We start from the raw sequence: 26,600 nt of genomic DNA on the forward strand, positions 1-26,600 counted from the left end.
CCGGTCAACGCCTGACGCGGCGCCAGCAGGGCAGCTTCGGTCAGGCGCCGGTTGGCCTCGGTGGTCGAGATCCGCCAACGGACCCTCAACACCTCTTTCCACGATTTCGCACCCATCTGTTGCGGCGTCGCCTCGACCTGCAGGCGGGCGAGCAAACGGTGGCGCATCGCGGGCAGTTGGCACCCGAGAGCTTCGAGCTCATCAAGGGCCGTGACGAGATCATGGCGGGTCAGCAAGTCGACGTCACAGGCGGCCGCCTCCTCAAAGGCCGCACGCAACGCAGTCACCGCGGCCTGCAGGTCATCACCCGACATACATCGAACATACATTCGACCTCTGACAAATCCACTGACCCAAACTTTCTGGCAGGGTCACAATCTGTTGGCACGGGCACCAAGATGAGCGCCTGCGATCGGAATCCGACAGACCCGTCGCTGCAGGTTTGTGCTGGGGCGTGCGGTGATGGGCGCGGAGGGGGCGTTCCCGTCAATCGGCAGTTCTATATCGACGGTTTCAGAAATCGGCGTGCCGACCAGGGCTAGTGTCCTCGACCATGCATCTCTTACAGAGCCGCGCAGTACTCCTCGGTGCGGGCTTGTTGGCGGGCATGCTCTCCTCGCCGTTCACGAGTGGGACTCCTGCTAGCGCCCAACCGTCGGCAACTGAAGCCGACCTCGCGCTCCTCAGGCGGACTTTCGCACTAGCCAACGAAGCAAGGGCGAACGGCAACACCCCGTTCGGTGCTCTCGTCGCGGATGCCGGTGGCAACGTGATCGTCGAGCGAGGCAACGAATCGGCGCTGCCAGACGGCGATCCGACGCGTCACGCCGAGGTCGTCTCCACTGCGGCTGCCTGGCACGTGCTGGGCGACGACGGAATGAACACGGCGACTTTGTACGCCAGCGCTGAGCCGTGCGCGATGTGCGCAGGAGCTGCGTACTGGACCGGCATCGGAAGAATCGTCTACGGCATGCCCGAGCATCGGCTGCTCGAACTCACCGGCAACAATCCGAAGAACCCGACCTTCTCTCTGCCCTGCCGTGAGGTACTCGCTCACGGACAGCGGCCGATCACCATCGTCGGCCCACTGCTCGAAGACGAAGCGGCGCAACCGCACCAGGGTTACTGGAGTTAGCGCTACCCGGCTCAGGCGCTACCCGCCTCAGGAGTAGAACGAGTCGAGCAGCTCCTGGTTCTGTTTCTCGACGACGCCCCGCTTTACCTTCAACGACGGTGTCAACTCACCGTTTTCGATCGACAGGTCGTGGTCCAGCAGCTCCCACTTCTTGATCGTCTCCCATCGATTCAGTTGCGAGTTGAGCTCGTCGACGTACCCGCCGACCATGTCGCGCACCGCATCCGACTTCACCAGCTCCGAGTAGGACTTGCCGCCGAGGCCGTTCTGCTCGGCCCACCCCGACAGCGCATCGGGATCCAGCGTGACCAGCGCGACGCAGAAGTTACGGGATTCGCCGAAGACGAGCATGTGGCCCGCATACGGGCACAGCGCCATGAACTTGCCCTCGATGGCCGGCGGCGCAACGTACTTTCCGCCCGAGGTCTTGAACAATTCCTTGATCCGGCCGGTGACCGTCAGGAAGCCGTCCTCGTCCAACTTGCCCCGGTCCCCGGTGCGCAGCCACCCGTCGTCGGTGAATGTCTCGGCCGTCTTGTCGGGCAGGTCGTGGTACCCGTCCATCACACACGGGCCCTGCACCTGGACCTCCCCGTCATCGGAGAGACGCACCGACGTGCCGTCGAACACCTGCCCGACGGTGCCCAGCTTGTAGTTGTCGGGCCGGTTGATGAACGCACCGGCCGCGGTTTCGGTCAGGCCGTAGCCCTCCAGGATCAACAGGCCAGCGGCGTGGAACCATTCGGCGATATCGCGGTTCAGCGGAGCGGAGCCGGAGATGAAGAACTTGATGCGCCCGCCGAACACGTCGCGCACCTTGCTGAAGACCAAGCGGTCGAACGCGGCGTGCGCGATCTTCAGCGGAAGCGGTACGTCCTCACCCTTCAGCCGGTGCCGGTCGGCATTGCGTCCCACGGCGAAGGCGGCTTCGAAGAGCTTCTCCTTCACACCCTCCTGAGAGGAGGTGACCTTCGCGTGGGCCTTCTCGAAGATCCGCGGAGCAGCGCCCATGAACGTCGGCTTCACCTCGGCCATGTTCGGAACGATCTTGTCGACGCGGCCGTCGATCGCGCTGGCGAAGCCGCACGCCAGCTGGGCCGTGATCAATACCTTGCCGAACGCGTGGGCCAGCGGCAGCCACAACAGCTGCAGGTCGTCCTCGCCCAGGATGCCGAAGTCGGCGATGGTGTTGCCCTCGTACACCCACGCCCGGTGCGGCAGCCTCACACCTTTGGGCTTGCCGGTCGTCCCGGACGTGTAGATCAGTGTCGCCAACATTTCCGGCTTGATCGAGTCCGCGGTTGTCCGCACGCACTCGGGGTGATCGGCGAGGTACTTGGTTCCGACGTCGATCAACTCAGCGACGGTGGTGACCTGGTCCCCGTCGCCCGCACCGTCGAAAAGCACCACCTTCTCGAGGCGCGGCAGGTCGTCGCGCCGCTCCTTGAGCTTCTCCAGTTGCGTCTCGTCCTCGGCGAACACGACGCGAGATTCCGAATCGCTCAGAATGTAGGCGGTGTCGGGCGCGTTGGTCGTCGGGTACACCGTGGTGGTGGCCGCTCCGGCGCACATGACCGCGAGATCCGCGAGAATCCATTCGTACCGCGTGCTCGAGGCGATCGCGACACGTTCCTCGGGCTGGATGCCCAGTGCCAGTAGCCCGGCCGCCACCGCCTCTACCTGTTCGGCGGCCTCTCGCCAGGTAAGCGAAACCCACCGATCCCCATCACGCCTGCGGAACGCCTCCCGGTCGGCGGACTTCCCAACGCGGTCGAAGAACATGGCGGCCACGTTGGCCGGCGACACGGTCGTGGGTTTCTGGTTGGTGTCGGTCGACATCGCTGTTCTCCTGGAATCTCGTACGGCACCGGTGCCGCTAGTGTCGCGCCTCTAGTACCCAATGCGGGCGGGTATGACGCGATGGGACTGTAGCCCCGTGGTTCCGCATCGTCTTGACCCTCTCCCTGGGGGAGACTCGAAGATGAGCGCATGGCAATGCAACCGAGCGACGGCACCGCTAGTTCGCGGGACGAACTGCCCTGGGCGGTGGCGACCTATCTCACCGCCCACCGCGACGTCACGACCGCGCTGACGGCCTTCACCGTCGACGCCACCGTCACCGACGAAGGGCACACCTACCGCGGCCACGGTGAGATCGCCGACTGGCTGCGCAACGCCGCCAGCGGATACACCTACTCCACCGAACTCGTCAGCGCGACCCGCCTCGGCGGCGCACACCTCGATGTCCTCCAGCACCTGGAAGGCGACTTTCCCGGTGGCGTGGCAGACCTGCGCTTCCGCTTCACTGTCGACGGCGAGCTCATCAGCCGCTTGGTGATCGAACCGTGACGAGGACGTGGTTCATCACCGGAGGCACCCCAGGCGGGTTCGGGATGGCGTTCGCCGACGCCGCTCTCGAGATCGGCGACCGGGTCGCGCTGACCGCCCGCCGCCCGGCCGAGCTGACCGACTGGGCGCAACAGCACGGCGAGCGCGTCCTCGTGCTGCCGCTCGACGTCACCGACACCGAGCAGGTGCGAGAGGCGGTGCGCGCCACCGAGGAGCACTTCGGCGGTATCGACGTGCTGGTCAACAACGCCGGCCGCGGCTGGTTCGGGTCAATCGAGGGCATGGCGGCCGCTGCGGTCCGAAAGATGTTCGAGCTCAACTTTTTCGCGGTGCTGTCGGTGATTCGCGCGGCGCTGCCCGGTATGCGTGCCAGGGGCAGCGGATGGGTTGTCAACATGTCCTCGGTCGCCGGATTGCGCGGCGTCACCGGCTTCGGTCACTACAGCGCAACGAAAGCCGCGATCGAGGCGATCACCGAGGTTCTCCGCGACGAGGTCGAACCGCTGGGCATCCGCGTCATGGCGGTCGAACCCGGAGCGTTTCGCACCCGTGCCTACGCCGGCTTCGGCCACGAACAGATCGAGGAGTCCATTCCCGAGTACGGCACTCTGCTCGAGCAGGTGCGCGACGCGATGGCCGAACGGGACGGTGCTCAGCCGGGTGACCCCCGACGCGGGGTGCGCGCGGTCATCGCGGCCCTGGCCGTGCGTCACCGTGGCGAACTCTCCGATAGTCAAACCCGACCGCATGCGGCCAGTCTGCCTTCCCGCCGTCTATCCTGCGCCCATGGGAAGTTCGCGAGTCTCCGGCGGCGTGGTGCACACGCTGCCGACCGATCTGCGTAAGGCATTGCTCGCCAACGACACCGCGCTCGCGGCGTGGAACGACATCACCCCGCTGGCGCGCAACGAGTTCATCTGCTGGGTGGAGGACGCCAAGCAGGAGAAGACCCGCGAACGCCGGATACGGCGGACCCAGGAAGAACTCGAAGAAGGCAAGCGCCGCCCGTGCTGCTGGCCGGGCTGCAAGCACCGTGAGCGAAACGGCAAGTAGTCACTGCTCGTACACGGGCGCCGTCTGCAGTTCCGGTGCCGCCGCGGCCAGCAGCGCCGCACGGTCAGCGGTCAGCGGGGGATAGATCCGCTCGCCGTTGATGATCCGCTTCGTCGCCTTGGCCGCCGCGCCGGTGCTGACGACGCGGCGGTCCCAGCCCTCGGTGTACACCGCACCGGCCGGGCCGAGGTCGAGCACGGTGACGTACCACGGAATCCGAAGCATCCGCATGGGCAGGCCCAACAGGTCGCCGATGACGTTGTAGCCCGCATACCGACCCATCGGCCGGCCGTGTTGACACGACATCATCGACATGTGCTCGTCGTCCATCCGGGCGACGGCCACGTCACCCGCCGCGAACACGCCATTCACGCCGTCGGCCCGTAGATAGTCGTCGACCGGAAGGCGGCCGAGCCGGTCCAGCGGCACACCCAGCTGGCTCGTCAGCGGATGAGCGCGCATACCGGCACACCAGACGACGGTGGCCGTGTCGATGACCTCACCCGTCGACAGGGTGACGCTGTGCTCGCCGACCGCGGTGACGCCCGCTCCGGTGATCGCCTCGACGCCGTTGTCGCGCAACGCTTTCTCGATGACCGGCCGCGCCGATGCGCCCATGTCGGACCCGACGCGGGCATTCCGGTCGACGAGCACCACCCGCGGTATCGACTCCGGACCGAGGGCGTCCGCCAGCATCGCGGGTAGCTCGCTGGCCGTTTCGACGCCGGTGAGGCCAGCACCGACGACGACAGCCGTCGCCGACGCCGGGTCGTCGGCCCGCAGCGTGCGAAGGTGCGTGTGCAGTTCTTGCGCGGCGTCGTAGGTGTCGACGTCGAACCCGAACTCGGTCAGCCCCGGAATGCCGGGTTTGACGACGCGACTGCCCACCGCCAGCACGAGGCGGTCATAGGGCAACGTCGCTCCGTCGGCGGTGCCCAGCGTCGCGGCCGCCGGGTCGATTGCGGTCACCTCGGCGGACACGTGCCCGACGCCGACGGGATCGAGCAACTGCGACAGCGTAATTCGACACGGTGTGAGGTCTGCTTCGTAGTTGCGCACCCGGATATCGTGATACGGCTTCGGGCTGACGACGGTGACGTCCACCGTGCGCACGCCGAGTTCGTCGAGGCGGCGCGCCGCGCCGAGGGCGGCCCACAGCCCGGCGAACCCGGACCCGGCCACGAGAACGCGCGCTGACGCCGGCATCGTCTCATCGTCGTGTGGCGACGGGGTGAGGGCAAGCAGCCTGACGAACTCGCGAACTGTACGCCAGGGTCGTGGTAGCCGGCATCCCGCGACCCTCCGGTACATCTCGTGAGCTTCACACCGTGTGCGCCACGTTCGCGCTAAATAAATCGCTTGATTTAATGGTTGGGCCCGTGTCTACTGGGTCGGTGACCGCAGCTCGGCCCTTGAGTGGACATCGATCGGAAGGAACGCGCGAAGTATTGCTCGCCGCCGCCGAGCGCCTCTTTGCCGAACGGGGTATGCACGCCGTGTCCAACCGCCAGATCAGCGAGGCGGCTTCGCAGGGCAACAACGCCGCGGTCTGCTACCACTTCGGCACCCGCACCGACCTTTTGCGCGCGATCGAGAGCAAGCATCGGGAGCCGATCGAACAGTTGCGCGCCAGGATGCTGGCCGAGCTCGGCACGGCCGCCTCCCTGCGCGACTGGGTCGACTGCCTGGTGCGTCCGCTGACCGAACACCTCGACCAACTCGGCAACCCGAGTTGGTACGCGCGCTTCGCCGCACAAGCCATGGCCGACCCGAGTTACCGCGAGGTCGTCACCAAGGACGCCCTGTCGTCCCCGCATCTGGTGCAGGTGATCGACGGCATCACGGGATGCCTGGCCGAACTACCCAAGCGGGTCCGCTTCGAACGGATCGTGATGGCGCGCAACCTGCTCATGCACACCTGCGCCGAACACGAAGGGGCGCTGGCGCAACACGGTCCGCTCGCAAGGTCGCCCTGGCCGCGCGCCGCCGAAGGGCTCATCGACGCGATCACCGGCCTGTGGCAGGCGCCTGCCCGCCGGACCGTCTCCAGGAACTCACAATGAGCCGCGGGCTCGAACTGCACGTGCCCGATCTGTCGGGTCGCCTCGCCGTGGTCACCGGCGCCAACAGTGGTCTCGGATTCGGGCTGGCGCGGGAGCTGTCGGCGGCCGGCGCCGACGTGATCCTGGCGGTCCGCAACCACACCAAAGGCGAGGCCGCGATGGCGCAGATCCGCCAGGCCGTCCCGCGGGCCAGCACACGCATTGCGCAGCTGGACTTGGCGTCGCTGGAAAGTGTTGCCGCCCTGGGTGAACGGCTCGCCGCCGAAGGTCGTCCGATCGACATCCTCATCAACAACGCCGGGGTGATGACACCGCCGCAGCGGCAGACGACCGACGACAGCTTCGAATTGCAGTTCGGCGCGAACCATCTCGGCCATTTCGCCCTGACCGGACACCTGCTGCCGCTGCTGCGGGCCGCCGAAGCCGCCCGCGTGGTCACCGTGAGCAGCATCGCCGCCACGCAGCGCGGATTGACATTCGACGATCCGAACGCGGAACACGGATACCGGCCTATGCGCTCGTACGGGATGGCCAAGCTGGCTCAGCTGATGTTCGCCAAGGAGCTCGATCAACGCAGCCGCGCACACGGATGGGGTGTGATGTCGAACGCCGCGCACCCCGGCTTGAGCAAGACCAACCTGCTCAGCGGCGCTTCCTACGGTCGGGACAAACCCACCCTGAACGCCCGGCTCACCAGGGCCACGTGGCGCCTGCTGCCGTTCATGTGGCTCGACGTCGACGAGGGCATCAAGCCGACGCTCTATGCCGCGACGTCACCCGACGCCGAAGGCGGTGCCTACTACGGTCCACGCGGCTTCTACGAGACTGCGGGCGGCGGTGTGGGTTTCGCGAAGGTACCGGCAGCGGTGCACCGAGCCGAGGACCGCCAGTCACTGTGGCAGTTGTCTGAGAAGCTGACCGCCGTGACCTACCCGGATTGAGCGCCATGACAACTGCCGCGATCACCGCAGCCGATGAGGTCTTCCACCCCGCCACTGCTGACCCGAATTGGAACGAGAGCGGGTGGTTCAACTTCGCGATCCCCGAACGCGACGTCAACGGGTTCGTGTACTACTACCACGAGGTCCGCACCGGGACCAGCGGCGGCGGGCCCGCGATGTGGGACCCCAGTGGCGAACAGACCTACGACTGCCTGTTCTACGACTGGCGCTGGATCCAACCCCCCACGGGGGCGCTGGATTTCACCGACTTCCAGCTCCCGAACTCGTTGCGTCACGTCGTCGAGGACCCGATGCGCCGCTACCGGCTGTCCTACTCGGAGCTGGGGCTCGACCTGGACCTGGAGTGGACGTCGCTGATGGCGCCGCACGTCCTTGGCGAGGCATCCCCGCAGCACTGCCACTTCGACCAACCGGGCCGTATGCGGGGCACCGCGACGCTGAACGGCGAGCTCTTCGATATCGACTGCTTCTCGATGCGCGACCGCACCTGGGGTCCGCACCGCCCGGGTGCCCGCCGCTCCGGTGACTACCTGTGGGCCATCGCCGATGCCGAATCGAGTTGGCATGCCATCACGATGGCGACCCGCTCTGGTGGCGACCGTGTGATCGGCGGATACCTGCTGCGCGGCGGGACGGTGGGCGAACTCGTCACCGGTGCGCGCCGCGTGCTCGACCGCCGCGCGGGCGCCCCGGCACGGGTGGTGCTCGACGCCGAAGACGACCACGGCCGGGCCCTGCACGCCGAAGGCGAGGTGCGTACCGCGTTGCGCTGGCTCGGCTGGCCCGGACGGATGACGTTCTGGACGTTAACCGACTGGCGGTGGGACGGCCGACAGGGATGGGGTGAGGACCAGGAGTTCTTCGCTCGCGAACAGGTGCGCGCGTTGATGCGTTAAGGCCCAGCCAGTTTCGCTGCCGCACTGCGGGTCTGCCACAGGTTCAGCACATTGATCAGCATCTGCAATGGCGCGCGCACGCTCTCGTCGGACCGGATACGCGGGTCGGTGCGTGTGGTGTGCGGGCCCGCGTCGGGAAGCCGCTTGCGGATCAACGCCGGCACGTCGAGCAGCCAGGTGAGTCCCATCAGCGTCGCGTACACGACCAGGGACTGCTCCACCGCGGCGGGGTCGAGGACCGGCCCACCGCTTGCGAGCACCTCCTTGCAGAACATCTCGAGCAGCTCGTCGAGATGGTTGTCCCACAGGGATGCCTCGGCTCCCGACAGGGATCCCCATATCGCCATCGACACGTGCATCCGGCTGACGCAGCCCCAGTCCATCAGCCCGCATTGCAACTCGCCGTCGTCGCGCCAGAACCAGGCGTTGTCGACGTTGGCGTTCCAGTGGCACAGCGCGAGGTAGTCGGTGTCGGCGCTCAGCTGCTGCCACACGTCTGCTTCACGCCTCATCAACCGAGGTGCCTCCGCGGTCATCTGAGACAGGAACGACGACGAGCGCACGTTCTGTGCGAACAGGCCCTCGTGGTGTTCGACGAACTCGGCGAGCCGGCGCAGTCGGCGCTCGAGTTGATCGGCGGTGTACACCGGCGGTTGGCCCACGGTCGCCGCCCGCAGGTCCACCGGGAACTGCGCGAGCAGATCGGCGGGCAGCCGACCCGACCGTTCGGTTCCCGCCAGCCGCCCCACGGCGGTCAGCAACGCCCGGTAATGCGTTGCCTGCTCGGGTATCTCGTAGTCGAGACATTTGTGGTACTGCGGTTCGATCGCGCCGGTGCCGAACGCGATCCGCTCGCTGATCATCAACCCCGTGCCGGTTTCGCGGTGGAAGTCGGCGAAAACCGTTGCCGGCACCGCGATCGGAAACGCCGGAGCGCGCGTGAGCGCGGCGAACCGGGTCTCGGATTCCATCTGGGTGCGCCCGACATCACGCACGGCGTCGTCGAAGTCGCGGGAGAACTTCACGAACAGGTCGGTGCGCGTGTCGGGATGCTCGCGCGCGTACCGCACGGTCAGGACGGCCTTGCGCCCGGTGCTGCCGCCGGATACTGGGTCGAAGCGCTCGATCGCGATCACTTCGTTGTCTTCGGACAATGCACCGTAAGCGCGAAACGCGTCGGTGAGGAACTCCGTTCCGCCCTTCCGCAGCGCTTCGGGGTGGGCGGGGAACGCGAGGCCGTTGGCGTCACCGTGCACCCAGTCGACCTTCACCATGTCTGTTCCGCCGCCCGCACAAGGATCTCGTTGACCGCGACGCGCCTATCGCGTGTCACCATGTACGTCACCGCGTCCGCGATGTCCTCGGGCCTCAGCTTGACCATTCCGGATGTCCTGGCCTGTTGAGCCGTAAGCGCCTGTGAGTCAAGGTGATCGAAGATCTCGGTTTCGACCGTTCCCGGTTCGACGATTCCCACGCGGACCCGGTTGCCGACGAGTTCCTGGCGGATGCTCTCGCTGAACGCGTTGACGCCGAACTTGGTCAGCGAATAGACGGCGGTTCCCGGCCGCGCCAACCGCCCGCCCGTCGAGCTGATCGTGACGATATCGGCGACAACCCGCGGCGAATCAGCGGCCGCCGCGATCAGATGGGGGAGCGCGGCTCGCGTGGCGTACAAAACGCCTCGAATGTTGACCGAGACCAGGGCATCCCAATCGGCCAGTGGCGCGTGCGCGGCGGCACCCATGCGCAACAGGCCGGCGTTGTTGACCAACGTGTCGAGGCGGCCCCACTCGTCGACGGTCGTCGCCACCGCGGCGGCCACCTGATCGGCGTCGGTCACATCGGCGGGCACGGCCAGGGCTGTGCCACCTGCCGCCGCGATCTCGTCGGCGAGTGCGCTGAGCCGGTCGCGCCGCCGCGCCACCAGTGCAACCGAGGCGCCCTCGGCGGCGAGCGCACGGGCGGTTGCCGCGCCGATCCCGCTGCTGGCCCCGGTCACCAGCGCCACCGTCCGGGCCAACGCGGTCACGTGGTCCTCACTTCCTGCCCGAGGATGTCGCCGAGCACGTAGTCGTTGTGTTCGCCCAAGTTCGGTGCGCCGCGTTCGATGTGTGCGGGACGGGTCATCAGCCACGAGGGCCCAAGCACCGGCCGCTGTCCTTCGACCCGGTCGGACACGAAGCGATACGTGCCGCGGTCCCAGAGCAATTCGTCGCCGATCACCTCGGTGGCCGTCGCGCTCCTGGTCGCGGGCACACCGGCACAACGCAGCCGCTCGGCGAGACCGCCCGCCTCGTGCCCCCGGGTTAGCGCGATCAGGTGCGCGTCCAGAACCTCGGCATCGCGTTGTCGCGCGGCCATTGTCGGATAACGGGCGGCGAGCTCATCGGCGCCGAGCACCTCACAGAGACGGTGCCAGGCATCGTCGTCCGTGACGGCGACGGCGATCCAGTCCGCGCCCACGCAGGGGTAGCAGCCGTGCGGCGCCATGTCGGGGTGGCGGTTGCCGTCGGGTCCCAACAGCCGGTCCGTCAGGTTCTGCTCGAACAGGCAGTCAGCCACCATCGACGAGAGCACCTCGACGGCGGAGACGTCGACGAATTGGCCCTGTCTCGTGCGCTCCCGGTGCAGTAGCGCCGCCACGGCGGCCAACGCCGCGGCCGCACCCACGGTGGAATCGCCGTACCGCATGCTCGCCCCGAGCGGAGGGCCGCCGGGATAACCGACCAGCGAGGCGAGGCCCGCCAGGGCGGCGAAACACGGCGCGTAGCCGGTCTGATGGCCCAGCGGCCCATCATTGCCCCACATCTTGACGGACACCGAGACGATGTCGGATTTGAGCGCGGTCAGATCCCGGTATCCGAGGCCTTGGCGTTCCATCGCGCCGGGCCGCAGGTTGTTGAGCACGATGTCGCTGCGAGAAATCAACGCCAGCAGGGCATCCCGGCCGCGGGGCGTTTTGATGTCGAGGTCGACGCTGAGGATCTCGGGGTTGATGCTCAGGAAGTAGGGGGCGTGGTTGATGTCGGTGCCGCCGTAGGCGCGCATCTCCTCGGGAGTGGCCGAGCACTCGACCTTGATCACCTCGGCGCCGAGGAAAGCCAGCAGCTTGCCGGCGTAAGGCCCGGCCCACACCTTGGTCAGTTCGACGACCCGCACACCCTGCAGCGGTCCACCCCGCGAACCGTGGGCCTTGAGTTGCGGGTTCCGCACCGCGGGCGCGGTGCGCGGACTGGAGAGTTCGGCCAGGACCTCGTCGGTGTGCTGGCCGAGCGTCGGTGCGGGTCGAGTGATCCGGGCCGGAGTCGCGCTCAGCCGGTAACCCACGGTGGGGTGGGGGCTCGTGCCCAGCACGGGATGGGTAGCGTCGCAGAAGAACTCACGGTGGCGGTACTGCGGTGAGCGCAGGAGTTCGGCCGCGCCGTTGACCGGCACCAGGGGTACGCCGAGTCGCTGCGCCTCTTCTGCGGTGTCCTCGCCGGGCCGGTCGCGCATCCAGTCGGCGAAGCCGCTGCGGAAGTCGGCGACCCGCTCCGGTGTGACGCCGAATTCCAGCCAGTCGTCGTCGAATTCGTCGAGCCACGCCGGCGCCCCCATCAGCGTTTTGAGGCCCAGCCAGTGCGTGCTGTTGGTCATGTAGAGGTAGACAAAGCCGTCGCGCGAGGCGAAGAACGTCGCGGGTCCCGCCTGGTCGTAGTCGTCGCGGCGGTTCTGAGGGGCGATCTCCCCGGTGACGAACCGGCCCAGGATGCAATCGGCGCGCGACACCAGGACGGCCTGCTCTGATACGTCGATGTATTCGCCGCGGCCGGTGTGCATCCGCTCGAACAGCGCCGACATCACACAGAGGGCGGCGTCGAGCGCGCCCTCGTAGTCGGCGAGGAACCGGCCGGGTCCCTTCAACGGCGGTCGGTCGGGATCGGCGTGGCTGGGGGTGTGGTAGCCCCACCCGCTGGCGTGAAAGACGTTCAGGCTCACAGCGTTGTCGAGTGCCGTCGGTGCGGTGAGGCCGAACGGCGTGACGGCGCAGAACACCACGTGGGGATGGCGACGGGCGACCTCCGCGGCCGACAATCCGTGCTCGGCGGCCCAGGTCGCGCTGTGGTCGTCGATCACCGCGTCGGCGGTGGCGATCAGCTGATGCGTTGCGGCGGTGTCGAATTCGACCGATCGCTTGTTGGTGTTGAGGTAGGCGAACAGCGCGCTGCGTTCGGGACCGTCCTCGCCACCGACTAGCGGCGCCATGGCCCGGGTGGGACTGCCCCGCCCGGGCCGTTCGACTTTGACGACATCCGCTCCGAGATCGGCCAGTAGCTTGCCGCAGTACTCGCCGGCGACCCGCTCGGCCACCTCGACGATCCGAAAGCCGGTCAGCGCCGACATGCCGGTCAGGGCTTGTTACGTCCGGACCGGCTCAGCCGCCACTCCGGTGGGAAGTTCATGTCGTTGTCCTTGACCACGTTGTTGAGCCCCTTTTCGAAGGTGCCCTCGGTGAGATCGACATCGTTGAGCTGGTCGTTCTGGATCATCGGCAGCATCCCCTCGACCATGCCGGTCAACAGGCTGCCGAAGTACTCGCCCTTGTGCTGCTTGTACAGCTCGAGGAAGGTCTTCTGCACCGCGACTGTGTCGGTCGGGCGCGACTTCGAGCATGCGAGCGCGTACTTCTCGGTCTCGGCTTCGAGCTGGTCCCTGGGCACGACGCTGTTCAGGAAGCCGCACTCGTACATCTCCTTTGCGCTGAACGGCCTGCCGGTGAACAGCATTTCGGAGAACTTGCGCAAGCCCATCGTCTCGGCCCACCACCACAACCGCGGTCCCCACCCGACATAACGGAACGCCGGATGGCCGAACAGCGCGTCGTCCGAGGAGACCACCAGATCGGCGTCGCCGGCCTGATAAAAATGCCAGCCGTAGCAATACCCCTTCGCTTCGATGATGCTGACCTTGCGAAGTTCCTGTAGGGGCCGGTTGCCTGCACGCGCCTTGGCGTAGAAATCGGTCACCGTCGACAGGTAGCGATACGAACCGCCGGGCGGGTACTTGACGTCGTCGTCGTTGATCGCGAGTTCGTGCAGCAGCGGCATGCCCGGGTTCTCCAGCATGCCCCGCTGTTCGGGAAGGTCGCCACCGCTGCCGAAATCATCGCCCTCGCCGCGGATCACGACGACCTTGACGTCGTCGTCGACGTTGCACTTGTGGATCATGTCGGCGTAGAGCTGGCGCATGCCCATCGTCGTCGAGTTCTGCGCCTCGGGCCGATTGAACGTGATGTAGGCGATCCGGTTCTTGCGGTCCTTCTCGAACCGGATGTGCTGCTCGGCTTCCCGTTTCATCTCTTCGTAGTCGTATTCTGGCATGTTCGCTACCTCCACTTTGTGTTATCTCCAGTAGGTGGCCCGCGTAGCCGGGCAGCTGAACGCCTCCGACGCAGTCGAATTCGTCAGGGGCGAAGACTCTGATCTTCGTGCGTATCGCTCTCCGTCAAACCACCACGGCAGGCATCGACTCCCATCCACGCACGGTGGACGTCGGGCTGAGCTCGGCATCGGTGACGTCGACGTGCCAGTCCGGGAATCGTTGAAGGATCTCGTCCAGCGCGATGCGTCCTTCCAATCGTGCGAGCGCGTTGCCGAGGCAGAAGTGCGTGCCGACCCCGAAGCCGAGGTGCTGACGCGGGGGCCGATTGATATTGAACCGCTCGCTGTCAGCGCCGAAGCGTCGCGGGTCACGATTGGCCGCGCCGACGATCAACATCATCGCGTTGCCCGCGGGCACCGTCTCGCCGTAGTAGGTCACGTCGCGGGTGACATATCGGCAGACGTGCGGGGCGGGTGGCTCGAAACGCACGACCTCCTCGATGGCCGCAGGCAGCATTGACCGGTCGGCGACCAACGCGCGCCGCTGGTCGGGGTGATCGGAGAGCAACTTGCCGGCCCAGCCGATCAGCCGGGTGGTGGTCTCGCTGCCTGCCGTTGCGATCACCTGCAGGTAGAGCAGAAGTTCCTCGCGGCCCAGTCGCCGCAGCGTCCCGGTCTCGTCGGTGAACTCGGCGTTGAGCAGTTCGGTCATGATGTCGTCGCTGGGATGCTGTGCCCGCCAGTCGATGTACTCAGCGAAGACCTGACCCGTGGCGATGGGGCCGTCGGGGTTGTCGGTCATCTTGCCGCCCCGTTCGGTGCGGATCGTCGACTCGCCGTGGTCGATCACGTGCTCCTGGTCGGCCTCCGGAATGCCGAGCAGCATGCCGATCACCCGCGTGGGCATCTGAGCGCCGAGGTCCTTGACGAAGTCGAAGCGGCCCGCGCCGACCAAAGGGTCCAGGCAGCGGGCGGTGAACTGACGGATCTTGGGTTCGAGCGCGTTCACCTTCCTGGGGGTGAAGATCCGCGACAGTAGCTTGCGGTGGATGTTGTGGACCGGCGGATCCTCGAAGATCAGCGTGCCGGGCGGGATGTCCAGGCCGGCCTTGATGATCTCCAGGACCGCCCCGCGCGCCGAGCTGAACGTCTCGTGGTCGAGCAGTGCCGCGTCGACGTCGGCGTAGCGGCTCAGCGCATAGAAGTCGTGCTCGGCGTTGTAGTAGCGCGGTGCGTGCTCACGGATCCGCGAGAACATCGGATAGGGGTCGCGGTTGAGGTCGGCGTCGTAGGGGTCGTAGTGGACGCCCTCCTTCTCGGTGTCGCTGTCCCGGCTGTCTCGCACACCTTCGTCAGCGCTCACCGTCATCTGCGTTCCGCCTTTCACCGGACCTCACCGGAGCGGTGCCGTCACACGCCACCGGTTCGTGAACAGTCTGTCAGCGCTCGTCCGCGCCCGGGCTGTTTAGACTGTCCGCTTAAAACGAGGCGTCTTTGGATCAGCGGACTGTGTTTTCGGCTACCAAAAGACCACCAAGATCAATTGTCGGCCGGATCAGTCTCGCGGTCGGGGAGGGGGCACCGCTGAGAGGGTCTCCGGCGCGGACGTCGCAATGTCACGGCCGTGCGGTCACCACCGGCGACCTGCCCCGATGATGTCGGAAGCCGACCCGCTGTCCGCGGAGCGAATCAGCCGTCACGATTCGAGACCTGGAGTTCGGAACCGGTCGCGGCGGCGTTGATCTTGAGTCGCCATTCGCGACGGTTCTTCGGTCGGCAAAGATTTGCACCGGGCCGCCCGCAATCGTCACCAATAGCTCTGTATTGCGGGACTAATTCTGTGTAACAATCGTCTATCAAACCCTCTCTGAACGAGGGTTCTCTTTTCGGACGGAGACGATCATTCCCACGTCACCTTTGCGCCTCACGGCGGGTGTCTGTGTCCTCGCTGTCGGATTGCTGTTCGGCGGCGGCGGTGCCGTCGCCAGTGCTGACGACTCGGGTAGCACCAGTGGCGCGGGAACGAGCGGCTCGACCGGGGCCAGCCAGGGTTCCACCACCGGCGCCGCCGGCTCGGAGACTTCGGGCGCCACCACCGGGACGGCGACGAAGTCCACTCCGAAGATCGACCGGCGCTTCCGGCTCCGCCTTCCCGATTTCTCCCGGCAGTCGCCGTCGCGGAAAGACGGGTTCACCCGCCCCACGATTATCGTGCGGGGCGGCGTCGACAGGACCGCGACCACGGGGAGCAAGGCGGAGGACGCCGACGTGACCGCGGACGAAGAGACCGCGCCCGCCGACGAAGCCAACGCCGCACCTGCCGATCCGCAGGGGACCGAACTCGGCGTCGGGGCGCAGACGACCGAAAGCGGAACCGTCCCCGCGACCCAGGAACTGACGACGGAGACCGATCCCGCTGCCGAGGCTTCGGTTTCGACGGTGCCCGCGGACGGTTCGGCCACTCAGCCCGACTCCAACTTCGCCGCAGACGACGCCGCAGCCTCGTCTGTCCCGCAGACCGGCACGATGCCCGCCGTTCAGGTCAACACCCCTGTGACGCCGGAAGCCAAGACGGCCGATCCGCTGACCAACGCGTTCGTCACCATCAACGGCGCGATGGTGACGTGGTCGGAGTCGCTCGCCGCGCTGCAGACGTCGAAGACGCCGATCCGAGATGCGATCACCTCGCTGCAGACCATGCTGACCACGGTGACGGGCGCAGTCACGCGGGTGCCTTCGGATTTCTACGCGATGCTGGGCATCCCCGCTTCGTCCGGTCCGCCCCAGTCGTTGATCGGTGGAAGCGGCACGCTGGATGCCAGGAAGGTGAACGCCCCGACCGGAGGAACACTGGTCGGACCGCATCCGGGCGAAACCACGCGGCCCGTGGCCCCCGCGGACAGCGGCTCGCTGTTCGGCACCATGGCCCCGCGCCCGGTGCAGGGCAAGGTGGCCACCACTGACACCGTCCAGCCGCTCTCGGTCTCGGGAACGGTTCCGCTGACCACCGCTGCCGCGCCGGCGAGTGCGAAGTCGATCTTCGAGCACGTCATCGAGGCGGTCCTGGTTCCGGCATCGCTGACGGCGCTGGCTGCCGTGGCGTTGCCGGGTGTCGCCGCCTTGCTCATCGTCGCCGCCGCGGGCATCCGGGTCGGCTACCGGCAGGCGAAAGCCGCTGTCGCTCTGCGCGCCTCTGGTATCGCGCGGTTCGCCGGCCCGGGGCCGCTGGGGGTCGTCCGCTCGGGCTCCATGGTCGCGCTCCGTCAGCGCGCCCGTGGGCCGCGCACCAAACGCGCGGTGTGTCCGGAAGCCGAACGCGTAGCGCGCAGCCGCGAGCGCGTCGCCTAGCCCGCCGGCTACATCCTCGATTTGGCGTCGGTCAACGCCGCATCGATCTCGGTCCACGTGCTCCGCACGATGTCCGCGACCGGCAGCAACTCCCGGATCCGGGACGAGACCTGACCGGTGTTGGCCACGCTGGCATTCATATCGCCGTCGAAGTACAGCTCCGTGATCTTGCCCAGCAGGCGTGCGCCGGGGTCGTGAGCCGCGACCCGCGCGGCCAGCCCGGTGCGCAGGACACGCATCGTCGGGTTGCCGGGGATGTCGAGAAGCACGGTGCCGGAGTCGTCGGCCGTCACGATCGCATCCTTGAAATTCGCGTGCACAGCCGCCTCGACGCTGGCCAGCATCCGGGTCCCCATCTGGACGCCCTCGGCACCGAGTACCAGCGCCGCCGCGGTCGACCGTGCGTCGCACATGCCGCCCGCTGCGATGATCGGCAGGTCGACGTTCTCGGCGACCAACGGAAGCAGCACCATCGTCGATGCACCCAGCAGCGACTTGAACCCGCCGCCTTCGACGCCCTCGACCACCAACGCATCGACGCCGGCATCGGCCGCCTTGCGCGCACCCTTGAGGGATCCGACGACGTGCACGACCGTCATGCCGGCGTCGTGCAGGCGTGCGGTGAACAACGCGGGATCGCCTGCCGAGGTGAAGACGTGGTTCACCCCGGCCGCGGCCAGCGTGTCGACGATGGACGGGTCGGCCTTCCAGCCTTGGATCATCAGGTTGGCGGCGACAGGCTTGTCGGTGAGGTCACGCACTCGGTACAGATCGGCGCGGCCGTCTTCGGTCAGCGTCTCGATCATGCCAAGGCCGCCGGCCTCAGAGACGGCGGCGGCGAGCTCGGCGCGCGCGATGTAGGTCATGGGCGCCTGCACGACAGGGAAGTCGACGCCGAGAAGCTCCTGGATTCGGTTGGTCACCAGGTCATTCTGCGTGAGGCCCGCCCGCAACGAAATCACCCTGGCCAAATTTACATTGAGTGCTCTATCATTTGTCCGACCGAGACCCAGTGGCATTGCGCAGCCCGAGAGGACGTCGATGGCCAAGCCACCCCTGTCGATGAAGCCGACCGGATGGTTCCAGGTCGCGTGGTCGGCAGAGCTCAAGCCCGGCGATGTACGGCGGATGAAGTACTTCGACCGCGAGATGATCGCGTGGCGAACGTCTTCGGGCCAAGCGGTGGTGATGGACGCCTACTGCGAGCACCTCGGAGCCCACCTGGGATACGGCGGCCACGTCGAGGGCGACGTCATCGAGTGCCCGTTCCACGGCTGGCAGTGGAACTCCGAAGGCCGCAACGTCTGCATCCCGTACCAGGACCGCCCGAACCGCGGCAGGCGGATCCGCAGCTACCCCGTCGCCGAACGCAACGACTCGATCTATATCTGGCACGACATCGACGGACGCGCACCCTATTTCGACGCACCCGACATCTTCGGCAGCTTCGGTGACACCCGCACCGCCGCCGACTACTACCCGCCGATGACCCTCTTCCGCGACGGCCTCGAACTGCATCCTCAGTACGTGCTGGAGAACGGCGTCGACTTCGCGCACTTCAAGTTCGTGCACAAGACACCGATCATCCCTGTCTTCACTCGTCACGACTTCGCCGAGCCGTGGTCGTATGTCGACTTCACCATCACCTTCGAAGGCGACGAATCCCAGTCGATCGACGATGTCCGAAGTGGTGTGGAAGCCATCAACGGCGGCCTCGGCATCGCGGTGACCAAGAGCTGGGGCATGGTGGACAACCGGACGATCTCGGCGATCACCCCCGTGGACGACCGAACGTCGGATGTCCGGTTCATGGTCTACATCGGCCGCACCCCCGGCCGTGACGACCAGCGGGCCGAGGCGAAGGCCACCGAGTTCGGCGCCGAAGTGATCCGCCAGTTCACGCAGGACGTACACATCTGGTCGCACCAGCGCTATTCCGACCCGCCCGCGCTGGCGACGGCCGAGTACGAGGGTTTCACCGCGCTACGCAAGTGGGCGACCCAGTTCTATCCTGACGGCCGCGGCGGCAATGCTGCGGACCTTCAAACATCCGGTGCCGCAACGTCGTCCGAGAAAGGTCCGACCCGATGAACGCACAACCCACCCGCCCGACGCGTGTGTTCCAGGTGGCCACAGGCAACCTCGGGACCGAGATGATCAAGCGGATCGGGGGGCATCCGGATCTCGAACTCGTCGGATTGCACTGCTACACCCCCGAAAAGGTCGGCAGGGATGCCGGTGAGATCGTCGGCATCGGGCCGGTCGGGGTGCGCGCCACCGGCACGATCGAGGAGATCATCGCCGCCCAACCCGATGTCCTGACGTTCCACGGTGTGTTCCCTGACGAGGAGCTCTACATCAGAATCCTCGAGGCGGGCATCAACATCGTCACCACGGCCGACTGGATCACCGGCTGGCACCGCGACACCAACCATCCGCATCCCTCGGGTAAGCCCGTGTCCCAACTCCTCGAGGAGGCCTGCCGCAAGGGCAATTCCACGTTCTACGGCACGGGAATGAACCCCGGACTCAACCAGATTCTCGGCGTGGTGTGTTCGGCCGACGTCGCCGAGATCGAGAACGTCACGACGATCGAGTCGGTCGACGTGTCGTGCCACCACTCCAAGGACACCTGGATCGAGGTCGGCTACGGCCAGCCCGTCGATGATCCCGAGATCCCGGGCAAGCTGGAGAAGTACACCCGGGTGTTCGCCGACAGCGTGCTGATGATGGCCGACTGCTTCGATCTGAAACTCGACGAGGTCAAGTTCAGCTACGAATTAGGCGCCTGCACAAAGGATGTCGACCTCGGTTGGTATCAGCTGCCGAAGGGCTCGCTAGGCGGTAACTACATCAAGTACCAGGGCATCGCAGACGGAGTCCCTCGGGTGGAGACGCATCTGGAATGGCAGATGACACCGCACACCGATCCACACTGGGACATCAAGGGCTGCTACATCACCCAGATCAAGGGCGATCCGTGTGTGTACAACAAGCACATGATCTTCCCGAAGCCCGGGGTGGACCTGTCCAACCCCGAGGCCTTCGCCTCGATCGGAATGACGGTCACGGGAATGCCTGCGCTGCATGCCATCCGGTCGGTCGTGGCCGCACCGCCGGGGTTGATCACCAGTGCCGACCTGCCGTTGCGCGGGTTCGCCGGCCGTTTCAAGAGGTAGGGAATGCCGCAGGCCGCCAACGTCGCGCCGCGCCGCCCGCCGAACGGTAAGCAGCTCCGAGCCGATCGGACCCGCGCGCTCGTCATCGAGGAAACGGTGCGCTGCGTCCTGGAAGAGGGATTCGCCGCGGCGAGCGCCAAGCACATCACCGAACGCGCGGGTGTGACCTGGGGGGTGATCCAGTACCACTTCGGTGACAGGGACGGGTTGTTGATGGCAGTCGTCGACGAGGGCTTCGGGCAACTGGTGGTTTGCCTGCACGATGTCCAGGCCGCACTGGGGGAGCACCACGGACGCGCGCGCACCGAGCTGGTGATCAACGCGGTTGCTGACGCGTTCCTGAGCCCGACATCCATTGCCGCGCTGGAGATCTTGATTGCGACCCGAACCGGACGCGCCGATGCTCAGCAACGTCACCTGGCCGAGCTGTTCTCCACACTGACCCGGCTCGGCCGCTTCGTGGCCGAGGGTCTCGACCAGAAGCACGCCGACGCGGTAGGCAACCTGATCTGGACCACGCTGATGGGCGCGATGGTGGCCAAGATGGCCGTCGAGGAGCCGGTCGACGTCGGCCGCGAGCTGCGCGCGTTGACCGACGTCGTCACGGCCTACGTCGAGCTTCAGCTGGACGGCGCGGCGGTCGCGCGGTAGTTCTACCGCGGCCGGACAACGATCACCGGCGCCTTGGCCGCCTGAGCCACCTTCGACGCAACGGAGCCGAGCACAAGGCTGGAGAATCCGCCGCGGCCCCGGCTGCCGACGACGACAAGCGCGGCCTCACCCGACGCTTCGACGAGCCGTCGTGCGGGGTCATCGCTGACGATCCGGCGCTGCACCTGCACATCCGGATACCGTTCCTGCCAGCCGGCGAGGCGTTCGGACAGGACCCGGTGCCCGCCGTCCTCGTAGCGTTCCCAGTCGCTGCCGATGGAGGGAAATGAGGCATCGCTCCACGCGTGCAGTGCGATAAGCGCCACATTCCGCCTCGAGGCCTCGTCGAACGCCAACTCCGTGGCGTCTTCGGAGGCAGGCGAGCCGTCGATGCCGACCACGACGGGGGCGCTGGTGTCGACTGCGGCCGCGTCGTCGGTGCGCACGATCGCGATGGGACCTTTTCCGTGGTGCAGCAGGCCACTGCTGACCGAACCGAGGAAGGCTCGGCCGAGAACACCGAGGCCCCGCGACCCGGACACGGTCATGTATGCGTCGCGCGAGGCGGTGACGAGCGCGGCGGGCGCCGCGGCGTTCATGATCTGCGTTTCGATGGCCGGCGGCGCCTTGTCGCCCGCAGCGGCCTGCACGGTTTTCTGCGCCGAGTCGAGGATGTCGCGGCCGTTGGATTCCATCGACTCGATGTAGCTGGCTTCCAGATACGCGACCGGCCACGTCACGACGACAGGAGTGATCGCATGGAGCAACCTGACCGGCTGGTCCCGCAACAGGGCTTCGTGAGTCGCCCAACGAATGGCGGCCTCCGAGTCCGGTGATCCGTCGACGCCAACAAGAATTCCGCTCGGACCGGCAGCCATGATTTCTCCCTTCACCACATGGCGGTTGTTGATTTCGACGTTACGTCCTAAACCGTCCATGTGGACAGGGCCTTTGGTCCCTCAAGCCACCGCGAAGGTCAGGCCTTGGTCAGCTCCGCGTACCGGGTGACGTGGAAGTCGGTGGTGCCGAACTCGTACTGAAGCGCGGTCAGCCGCTTGAAATAGTGGCCGATCGCGAGTTCCTCGGTCATCCCCATGCCGCCGTGCAGTTGCACCGACTGCTGTCCGATGAACCGCGCGGCCCGGCCCACGGTGGCCTTGGCCGCCGACACCGCGTGGGCGCGCACATCCGGCTCGGCATCGAGCTTGAGGACCGCCAGGTACGTGGCGGACACCGCCTGCTCGACTTCCATGTACATGTCGACCATGCGGTGCTGCAGCACCTGGAAACCGCCGATCGGCTGCCCGAACTGCTGACGTTGTTTGGCGTATTCGACGGTGTCGGCCAACACCTTCCGCATGCACCCGACCGCTTCCGCGCAGACCGCGGCCGCACCCTCGTCGCGTGCCTGAGCCAGCGACGGCCATGCCGCACCCTCCTCACCGAGCAGCGCGCCGGCCGGAAGCCGCAGGCCGTCGAACGTCAGGTCGGATGCCCTGCGGTCGTCGATGGTGCGGTAGTGGTGGGCCGCGACAGCGTCTCCCGCCGACTCGAGATCAACGAGGAACAACGAGATTCCGCTGGCGGTGCGCGCGGTGACCAGAAGGTGGGTGGCCAGAGGTGCGCTCGCGACGACGATCTTGGACCCCCGCAGCACCCACTCGTCGCCGTCGCGTTCGGCGCTGGTCGTCACGTCGGCCCAATTGTGGCCGGACTCGGATTCGTTCGCCGCGAGCGCGACGATGGCCGTCCCCTCGACGATCCGCTCCAGCAGCGCCGAGGCCGGCTCACCGCCGGCACGCTGCAGTAGGCCACCCGACACGACAACGGTGTCCACGTAGGGCTCGACGACCAACGCCTGCCCGAGTGCCTCGGCGATCACCATCACTTCCACCGGCCCGCCGCCGATTCCGCCGAGATCCTCCGGCAACGCGGCGCCGAGGATCCCGAGCTCGTTGGCGAACCCGGACCAGATGTCGGGCTGCCAACCGGAACCCGTCTTCGCCGCCGCGCGGCTGCTCTCGAGCTCGTATCGGCTCGACAAGAACTTGTTCAAGCCGTCGCGCAGCAGTTCTTGTTCCTTGCTCAGGTTGAAGTCCATATCAAGCCCCTCAGAGTCCCAGCGCCGCTTTGGCCAGGATGTTGCGCTGAATCTCGTTGCTGCCGGCGTAGATCGAGCCGGCCCGGTCGTTGAAGTAGCGCAATGGTGCGACCGCCTGCCAGGGTTCACCGGTGAGATATCCGTCCGGCGGCGGCTCGAACTCGGCGATCGGCCCGCCGGGGCAGGTGGCGTGCGGCTGATAGACGCGGCCCCTCGGTCCGGCCGCTTCCATGGCGAGTTCGGTGATCGCCTGGCTCAACTCGGTCGCGAGCACCTTGAGCATCGACGACGCGGTGCCGGGGTTCTTACCCTCGGCCACGGTTGCCAGCACCCGGTACTCGAGGATCTCGAGCACTTCGGTGCGGATCCGCGCGTCGGCCAGCTTGCGGGCGAACGCCGGGTCATCGATCAGTCGGCCCCCGCCGGGACCCGGTTCAGTGGCCGCGACGGTGGCGATGTCCTGGGCCATCACCTGCAGCGCCGGGGACGACGCCCCGCCACCGCGTTCGAACTCCAGCAGGTACTTGGCGACGGTCCACCCGTCGTCGATTTTGCCGAGGACGTTCGTCGTGGGGACCCGCACCTCGTCGAAGAAGACCTGGTTCTGTACTTCTTCTCCGGATGTCATCACCAGCGGCCTGATCTCGATGCCGGGTGAGGACATGTCGATGAGCACGAACGTGATGCCCTGCTGTTTCTTCTGGCCTCTGGACGTGCGCACCAGCGCGAACATCCAGTTCGCCTCGCGGGCGTGCGTCGTCCAGATCTTGCTGCCGGTGCAGATGAGGTCGCCTGCCGATTCATCGAGGACCGCCGCCATCGACAGCGCGGCCAGATCCGACCCCGCCTCGGGTTCGGAGTAACCCTGGCAGAAGAAGACCTGGCCGGTGAGGATGCGCGGCAGAAAGAAGTCCTTCTGTGCGTCGGTCCCGAACTTGATCAGGGCGTGGGCGACCATGCGGATCCCCATCGGGGACAGCGACGGAGCGCCCGCCAGCGTGGACTCGCGGCTGAATATGTAGTGCTGGGTCAGGCTCCAGTCGCAGCCGCCGTACTCGACCGGCCAGGCCGGCGCGGCCCAGCCCCGCTCGTGCAGAATCTGCTGCCATTCCATGCTCGCGTCGTGGTCGGCGTAGACGCTGGTCATCAGGCGGCCGGCGCGACGCAGTTCCGGTGTCAGCTTCTCGTCGAGGAAGCTGCGCACCTCGTCACGAAACGCCGCGTCTGCCGGCGACCACTTCAGGTCCATCGTCGATCCCCTGTCTCTTGACGCTCTACACAGTAAACCTAGTTGACTATGTGGCCAGTTCGGGGGCGCTCTTGATCGGCACTCCTACATATTTGTGGAACGAGGACGTTGCGGCGACTGCATAATTGAATCCGTGGAGCGACGACGAGACGGTCAGGTTGCGAAATCGCCGACGGCTGTCCTCGGGGAGTTGCCCGCGTTAGTGGTGCTCGACCGGCTGCCGGTACCGGTGTTGGCGATCGCTGAAGACGGTGCGATCGTGTTTGCCAACGAGACGTTCGCCGACATGGTCGGATACAGCGCTGACGCGCTGCGCGAGCTGCACTTTCATCAGATCTTTCACACCTTGCCCGCCGACGAGTCGGCGGTCTCGGTGATGCGGGCGCACGAGGAGTTGGTGGTCGAACTCCTTCACCGCGACGGTTCGATCGTGCGGGCCAGGATGAGCAAGTCGGCCCTGCGGCGCGGTAGTGACCCGGTCGCCCTGGCCACTTTCCAGGATCTGACCGAACGACTCTGGCTCGACGAACTTTAAGCCTCAGCCGGGCGGGCGCCGTGGCGTAAGGCTTCTCGCGCCAGGTACTGCTGGAAGTAACTCAGTGATTCCTCGGTCGCGATCGCCGGCAGCAGGATCTCCCAGATTCGCCCGAGGCGTTCCATCACGTCGGCGCCGGACGAGGTCGAACTGGAGAGAAGTTCGGCTCCGGTCATCGATCCCACAACCGTCTCGGCGACCGCGACGGGATCGAGGTCAGGACGTACGTCGCCGTCCTCGATGGCCAGCGCCGTGCTCGACGCTATCTCATCGAGCCAGCGGCCGAAGATGCGTGCGTTGGCCTGGCTGAACCCCCCGAATGCGCGCCGCAACTGGGTGGCGCTTCGGGCGACCATGTCCGTGGCGAGCAGGTCCGCGACAACGAAACACGAGTGGATGATGCGTTCGAGCGCGGGCGCCGAGGACTCGCTGATCTTCTCGAATGCCTCGAACAGGATCGTGCTGCCCTCGTCGATGATCGCGGCCGCGAGCGCGTCTTTGGAATCGAAGTGGTAGTACAGAGCGCCCTTTGTCATCTCGGCGCGATCGATGATGTCGCCCAGGCTGGTCGCGGGATACCCGATCTCGTTGAACAGCTCCACCGCGGCATCGACGATCCGCCGCCGGGTGGCTTCAGATCGCGCTTGGCGCACCATCGCCGGTACCTCCGGATGCTCCGACGGCCTCATCCGGTTGGAGATGGCCTGGTCGGGGATCATAGATCATTCAATGGAGCCGCCGTCTTGATGGCGACTGCGGTCCGTCGCTTGACGAACTCGGTGAGATAGGCGATGCGGTCCGGGGCGGTAAGGCCGGGCAGCAGCAACATCCAGGCGGACTGCAGGTCGCGCATGAAGCGCTCGGGGTTGTCGAGATCGCTGGTCTGCCGTAAGCCCATGTACACCGAAACCAGGAGGCGGCCGATCGCTTCGGCGTCATCTTGGTCGCGGATGTCGCCTTCGGCGACCGCCCTGTCGATGACCTTCGCGTAACCCTCGACCCACCGGCGCAGGATGTCGGGCTGCAAGCCGTCGGTACGTCCGATGGATTCCAGGAGATTCAGTCCCGCCCTGGCGACTTCGCTGCCGATGTCGTCGACCGCGAGCCGGAACGACAGATCGATGAGCGTCTCCAGGCCGGACAACCTCCGTCCCAGCACCTCGTCGACCGAGGCTCGCGCTTCCTCCATACGGAGCTCGACGATCGCCGATGCCAGCGCGTGTTTGGAGCGGAAGTGGAAGTACATCGCGCCCTTGGTGACCGCCGCATCGGTGAGAATGTCGTCGAGGTTGACCCGGCTGTACGAGCTGCGGGCGAACAGACGAGACGCCGCACGCAAGATCTGGAGCCGCGTCGAGTCCGACCGTCGATCGACCTGGTCGGCCGGTGGGGGAACGGCGTTCAGTGGGGGCCTCGTTTGCCTGAAATTAACCAACCCTGCAATTCTTCCATCCACTTCCCCGGTTCGATGAATTCTCTCCAGTGTTAGCTGTGTGCGACAACGCGGATGGCCACCTGTTCTTCCGCCGCCTTCGATTCCTCTGCAATCTTTTCGTCTGACTTTTCCAGGATCGCGCACGTCGAATTGTTGTGTCTGACACGCCAAACTTTAAGTCATAGTTAGACGCCCATAACATCCGAAAAGTATGTAAAGTACCTCCCGTGATGACTTTCGGTTCGCGGCGATGCGTATTGCCGCCCGTCGGTCTCACTGCGTCG

General features: G+C 66.4%; 26 protein-coding genes. 12 read left to right on the top strand and 14 right to left on the bottom strand.

What is annotated here, in order from left to right; all coding sequences use genetic code 11:
• The coding region (locus A5790_RS09235) for a DUF222 domain-containing protein (protein ID WP_156656343.1) at positions 1 to 329 on the bottom strand (329 nt) is incomplete at its 3' end.
• 224 nt (positions 330 to 553) lie between these two features.
• On the opposite strand from A5790_RS09235, the gene A5790_RS09240 reads away from it, so the two are divergent.
• Positions 554 to 1,135 (top strand): nucleoside deaminase, encoded by a 582-nt coding sequence (locus A5790_RS09240; RefSeq protein WP_082961644.1) that lies wholly within the window; start codon positions 554 to 556, stop codon positions 1,133 to 1,135.
• 27 nt (positions 1,136 to 1,162) lie between these two features.
• Here the strand turns inward: A5790_RS09240 and A5790_RS09245 are convergent, their stop codons facing one another.
• Positions 1,163 to 2,974 (bottom strand): long-chain fatty acid--CoA ligase, encoded by a 1,812-nt coding sequence (locus A5790_RS09245; RefSeq protein ID WP_066842880.1) that lies wholly within the window; start codon positions 2,972 to 2,974, stop codon positions 1,163 to 1,165.
• Positions 2,975 to 3,124: 150 nt separating this feature from the next.
• Here A5790_RS09245 and A5790_RS09250 point away from each other — a divergent pair, with 150 nt between their 5' ends.
• From A5790_RS09250 to A5790_RS09260, 3 genes are read left to right on the top strand one after another with little or no spacing between them, the layout of a single operon-like run.
• A complete protein-coding gene (locus A5790_RS09250; protein WP_066842881.1) occupies positions 3,125 to 3,484 on the top strand; it encodes a DUF4440 domain-containing protein in 360 nt (119 codons plus the stop codon).
• The gene (locus tag A5790_RS09255) at positions 3,481 to 4,329 is read left to right on the top strand and encodes an SDR family NAD(P)-dependent oxidoreductase (RefSeq protein ID WP_082961641.1); all 849 of its coding nucleotides are present in this window, start codon (positions 3,481 to 3,483) and stop codon (positions 4,327 to 4,329) included. The genes A5790_RS09250 and A5790_RS09255 overlap by 4 nt, the downstream gene beginning before the upstream one ends.
• Positions 4,271 to 4,537 (top strand): YdeI/OmpD-associated family protein, encoded by a 267-nt coding sequence (locus A5790_RS09260; RefSeq protein ID WP_066842882.1) that lies wholly within the window; start codon positions 4,271 to 4,273, stop codon positions 4,535 to 4,537. Before A5790_RS09255 ends, A5790_RS09260 begins: the two co-directional genes overlap by 59 nt.
• Here the strand turns inward: A5790_RS09260 and A5790_RS09265 are convergent, their stop codons facing one another.
• Entirely contained in the window at positions 4,538 to 5,743 is a 1,206-nt protein-coding gene (locus tag A5790_RS09265; protein WP_066842883.1) for an NAD(P)/FAD-dependent oxidoreductase, read from the bottom strand.
• 161 nt (positions 5,744 to 5,904) lie between these two features.
• On the opposite strand from A5790_RS09265, the gene A5790_RS09270 reads away from it, so the two are divergent.
• From A5790_RS09270 to A5790_RS09280, 3 genes are read left to right on the top strand one after another with little or no spacing between them, the layout of a single operon-like run.
• The gene (locus A5790_RS09270) at positions 5,905 to 6,600 is read left to right on the top strand and encodes a TetR/AcrR family transcriptional regulator (RefSeq protein WP_156656344.1); all 696 of its coding nucleotides are present in this window, start codon (positions 5,905 to 5,907) and stop codon (positions 6,598 to 6,600) included.
• The gene (locus A5790_RS09275) at positions 6,597 to 7,541 is read left to right on the top strand and encodes an SDR family oxidoreductase (protein ID WP_066842885.1); all 945 of its coding nucleotides are present in this window, start codon (positions 6,597 to 6,599) and stop codon (positions 7,539 to 7,541) included. Before A5790_RS09270 ends, A5790_RS09275 begins: the two co-directional genes overlap by 4 nt.
• 5 nt (positions 7,542 to 7,546) lie before the next feature.
• Positions 7,547 to 8,458 (top strand): hypothetical protein, encoded by a 912-nt coding sequence (locus A5790_RS09280; RefSeq protein WP_066842886.1) that lies wholly within the window; start codon positions 7,547 to 7,549, stop codon positions 8,456 to 8,458.
• Here the strand turns inward: A5790_RS09280 and A5790_RS09285 are convergent.
• The 5 genes from A5790_RS09285 to A5790_RS09305 form a co-directional block, all read right to left on the bottom strand.
• Positions 8,455 to 9,732: a hypothetical protein gene (locus A5790_RS09285; RefSeq protein ID WP_066842887.1), complete on the bottom strand. Its 1,278-nt coding sequence runs from the start codon at positions 9,730 to 9,732 to the stop codon at positions 8,455 to 8,457. The two genes, A5790_RS09280 and A5790_RS09285, sit on opposite strands and share 4 nt — an antisense overlap.
• Positions 9,726 to 10,487: an SDR family NAD(P)-dependent oxidoreductase gene (locus tag A5790_RS09290; protein WP_066842889.1), complete on the bottom strand. Its 762-nt coding sequence runs from the start codon at positions 10,485 to 10,487 to the stop codon at positions 9,726 to 9,728. Before A5790_RS09290 ends, A5790_RS09285 begins: the two co-directional genes overlap by 7 nt.
• A complete protein-coding gene (locus tag A5790_RS09295) occupies positions 10,484 to 12,841 on the bottom strand; it encodes a CaiB/BaiF CoA-transferase family protein (RefSeq protein ID WP_066842891.1) in 2,358 nt (785 codons plus the stop codon). The genes A5790_RS09290 and A5790_RS09295 overlap by 4 nt, the downstream gene beginning before the upstream one ends.
• A 5-nt stretch (positions 12,842 to 12,846) precedes the next feature.
• The gene (locus A5790_RS09300) at positions 12,847 to 13,818 is read right to left on the bottom strand and encodes an enoyl-CoA hydratase/isomerase family protein (protein ID WP_066842893.1); all 972 of its coding nucleotides are present in this window, start codon (positions 13,816 to 13,818) and stop codon (positions 12,847 to 12,849) included.
• A gap of 124 nt (positions 13,819 to 13,942) precedes the next feature.
• The gene (locus A5790_RS09305; protein ID WP_082961645.1) at positions 13,943 to 15,187 is read right to left on the bottom strand and encodes a cytochrome P450; all 1,245 of its coding nucleotides are present in this window, start codon (positions 15,185 to 15,187) and stop codon (positions 13,943 to 13,945) included.
• Between the two features lie 548 nt (positions 15,188 to 15,735).
• Here A5790_RS09305 and A5790_RS09310 point away from each other — a divergent pair.
• Positions 15,736 to 17,166 carry a hypothetical protein gene (locus A5790_RS09310; RefSeq protein WP_066842895.1) on the top strand — a complete coding sequence of 477 codons (1,431 nt, stop codon included), beginning with the start codon at positions 15,736 to 15,738 and terminating at the stop codon, positions 17,164 to 17,166.
• An 8-nt stretch (positions 17,167 to 17,174) separates the two neighbouring features.
• Here the strand turns inward: A5790_RS09310 and A5790_RS09315 are convergent, their stop codons facing one another.
• Positions 17,175 to 18,092, bottom strand: coding sequence for a nitronate monooxygenase family protein (locus A5790_RS09315; protein WP_231987680.1), 918 nt, complete (start codon positions 18,090 to 18,092; stop codon positions 17,175 to 17,177).
• A 115-nt stretch (positions 18,093 to 18,207) separates the two neighbouring features.
• Here A5790_RS09315 and A5790_RS09320 point away from each other — a divergent pair, with 115 nt between their 5' ends.
• Genes A5790_RS09320 through A5790_RS09330 form a run of 3 tightly spaced genes read left to right on the top strand, consistent with a single transcriptional unit; the run spans position 18,208 to position 20,996 of the window.
• Complete coding sequence (locus A5790_RS09320) at positions 18,208 to 19,257, top strand: Rieske 2Fe-2S domain-containing protein (RefSeq protein WP_066842897.1); 1,050 nt, start codon at positions 18,208 to 18,210, stop codon at positions 19,255 to 19,257.
• Positions 19,254 to 20,345, top strand: a complete 1,092-nt coding sequence (locus A5790_RS09325; protein ID WP_066842899.1) for a dihydrodipicolinate reductase — start codon at positions 19,254 to 19,256, stop codon at positions 20,343 to 20,345. Before A5790_RS09320 ends, A5790_RS09325 begins: the two co-directional genes overlap by 4 nt.
• 3 nt (positions 20,346 to 20,348) lie before the next feature.
• Positions 20,349 to 20,996 carry a TetR/AcrR family transcriptional regulator gene (locus tag A5790_RS09330; RefSeq protein ID WP_066842902.1) on the top strand — a complete coding sequence of 216 codons (648 nt, stop codon included), beginning with the start codon at positions 20,349 to 20,351 and terminating at the stop codon, positions 20,994 to 20,996.
• Between the two features lie 2 nt (positions 20,997 to 20,998).
• Here A5790_RS09330 and A5790_RS09335 read toward each other — a convergent pair whose 3' ends face one another.
• The 3 genes from A5790_RS09335 to A5790_RS09345 form a co-directional block, all read right to left on the bottom strand.
• Positions 20,999 to 21,874, bottom strand: a complete 876-nt coding sequence (locus tag A5790_RS09335) for a universal stress protein (protein ID WP_066843000.1) — start codon at positions 21,872 to 21,874, stop codon at positions 20,999 to 21,001.
• A gap of 98 nt (positions 21,875 to 21,972) precedes the next feature.
• Positions 21,973 to 23,097 carry an acyl-CoA dehydrogenase family protein gene (locus A5790_RS09340; RefSeq protein ID WP_066842904.1) on the bottom strand — a complete coding sequence of 375 codons (1,125 nt, stop codon included), beginning with the start codon at positions 23,095 to 23,097 and terminating at the stop codon, positions 21,973 to 21,975.
• A 10-nt stretch (positions 23,098 to 23,107) separates the two neighbouring features.
• On the bottom strand, positions 23,108 to 24,346 hold the full coding sequence (locus tag A5790_RS09345) for an acyl-CoA dehydrogenase family protein (protein WP_066842906.1): 1,239 nt from the start codon (positions 24,344 to 24,346) through the stop codon (positions 23,108 to 23,110).
• A 133-nt stretch (positions 24,347 to 24,479) separates the two neighbouring features.
• Here A5790_RS09345 and A5790_RS09350 point away from each other — a divergent pair, with 133 nt between their 5' ends.
• On the top strand, positions 24,480 to 24,881 hold the full coding sequence (locus A5790_RS09350) for a PAS domain S-box protein (RefSeq protein ID WP_064398269.1): 402 nt from the start codon (positions 24,480 to 24,482) through the stop codon (positions 24,879 to 24,881).
• Here the strand turns inward: A5790_RS09350 and A5790_RS09355 are convergent.
• Entirely contained in the window at positions 24,878 to 25,600 is a 723-nt protein-coding gene (locus tag A5790_RS09355; RefSeq protein WP_341271756.1) for a ScbR family autoregulator-binding transcription factor, read from the bottom strand. The genes A5790_RS09350 and A5790_RS09355 overlap by 4 nt on opposite strands.
• The gene (locus tag A5790_RS09360; RefSeq protein ID WP_231984637.1) at positions 25,597 to 26,220 is read right to left on the bottom strand and encodes a TetR/AcrR family transcriptional regulator; all 624 of its coding nucleotides are present in this window, start codon (positions 26,218 to 26,220) and stop codon (positions 25,597 to 25,599) included. Before A5790_RS09360 ends, A5790_RS09355 begins: the two co-directional genes overlap by 4 nt.
• Positions 26,221 to 26,600: the final 380 nt, after the last annotated feature.

It is taken from the genome of Mycobacterium sp. 852002-51152_SCH6134967, assembly GCF_001667105.1.
GTDB lineage: Bacteria > Actinomycetota > Actinomycetes > Mycobacteriales > Mycobacteriaceae > Mycobacterium > Mycobacterium neumannii_A.

Coding starts and splice junctions, on each gene's coding strand:
- A5790_RS09250 (WP_066842881.1), top strand. CDS start 3,125: ATGGCAATGCAACCGAGCGACGGCACCGCTAGTTCGCGGGACGAACTG.
- A5790_RS09260 (WP_066842882.1), top strand. CDS start 4,271: ATGGGAAGTTCGCGAGTCTCCGGCGGCGTGGTGCACACGCTGCCGACC.
- A5790_RS09355 (WP_341271756.1), bottom strand. CDS start 25,600: ATGATCCCCGACCAGGCCATCTCCAACCGGATGAGGCCGTCGGAGCAT.
- A5790_RS09325 (WP_066842899.1), top strand. CDS start 19,254: ATGAACGCACAACCCACCCGCCCGACGCGTGTGTTCCAGGTGGCCACA.
- A5790_RS09330 (WP_066842902.1), top strand. CDS start 20,349: ATGCCGCAGGCCGCCAACGTCGCGCCGCGCCGCCCGCCGAACGGTAAG.
- A5790_RS09285 (WP_066842887.1), bottom strand. CDS start 9,732: ATGGTGAAGGTCGACTGGGTGCACGGTGACGCCAACGGCCTCGCGTTC.
- A5790_RS09335 (WP_066843000.1), bottom strand. CDS start 21,874: ATGGCTGCCGGTCCGAGCGGAATTCTTGTTGGCGTCGACGGATCACCG.
- A5790_RS09270 (WP_156656344.1), top strand. CDS start 5,905: ATGGTTGGGCCCGTGTCTACTGGGTCGGTGACCGCAGCTCGGCCCTTG.
- A5790_RS09340 (WP_066842904.1), bottom strand. CDS start 23,097: ATGGACTTCAACCTGAGCAAGGAACAAGAACTGCTGCGCGACGGCTTG.
- A5790_RS09265 (WP_066842883.1), bottom strand. CDS start 5,743: ATGCCGGCGTCAGCGCGCGTTCTCGTGGCCGGGTCCGGGTTCGCCGGG.
- A5790_RS09240 (WP_082961644.1), top strand. CDS start 554: ATGCATCTCTTACAGAGCCGCGCAGTACTCCTCGGTGCGGGCTTGTTG.
- A5790_RS09300 (WP_066842893.1), bottom strand. CDS start 13,818: ATGCCAGAATACGACTACGAAGAGATGAAACGGGAAGCCGAGCAGCAC.
- A5790_RS09295 (WP_066842891.1), bottom strand. CDS start 12,841: ATGTCGGCGCTGACCGGCTTTCGGATCGTCGAGGTGGCCGAGCGGGTC.
- A5790_RS09345 (WP_066842906.1), bottom strand. CDS start 24,346: ATGGACCTGAAGTGGTCGCCGGCAGACGCGGCGTTTCGTGACGAGGTG.
- A5790_RS09305 (WP_082961645.1), bottom strand. CDS start 15,187: ATGACGGTGAGCGCTGACGAAGGTGTGCGAGACAGCCGGGACAGCGAC.
- A5790_RS09245 (WP_066842880.1), bottom strand. CDS start 2,974: ATGTCGACCGACACCAACCAGAAACCCACGACCGTGTCGCCGGCCAAC.
- A5790_RS09275 (WP_066842885.1), top strand. CDS start 6,597: ATGAGCCGCGGGCTCGAACTGCACGTGCCCGATCTGTCGGGTCGCCTC.
- A5790_RS09320 (WP_066842897.1), top strand. CDS start 18,208: ATGGCCAAGCCACCCCTGTCGATGAAGCCGACCGGATGGTTCCAGGTC.
- A5790_RS09280 (WP_066842886.1), top strand. CDS start 7,547: ATGACAACTGCCGCGATCACCGCAGCCGATGAGGTCTTCCACCCCGCC.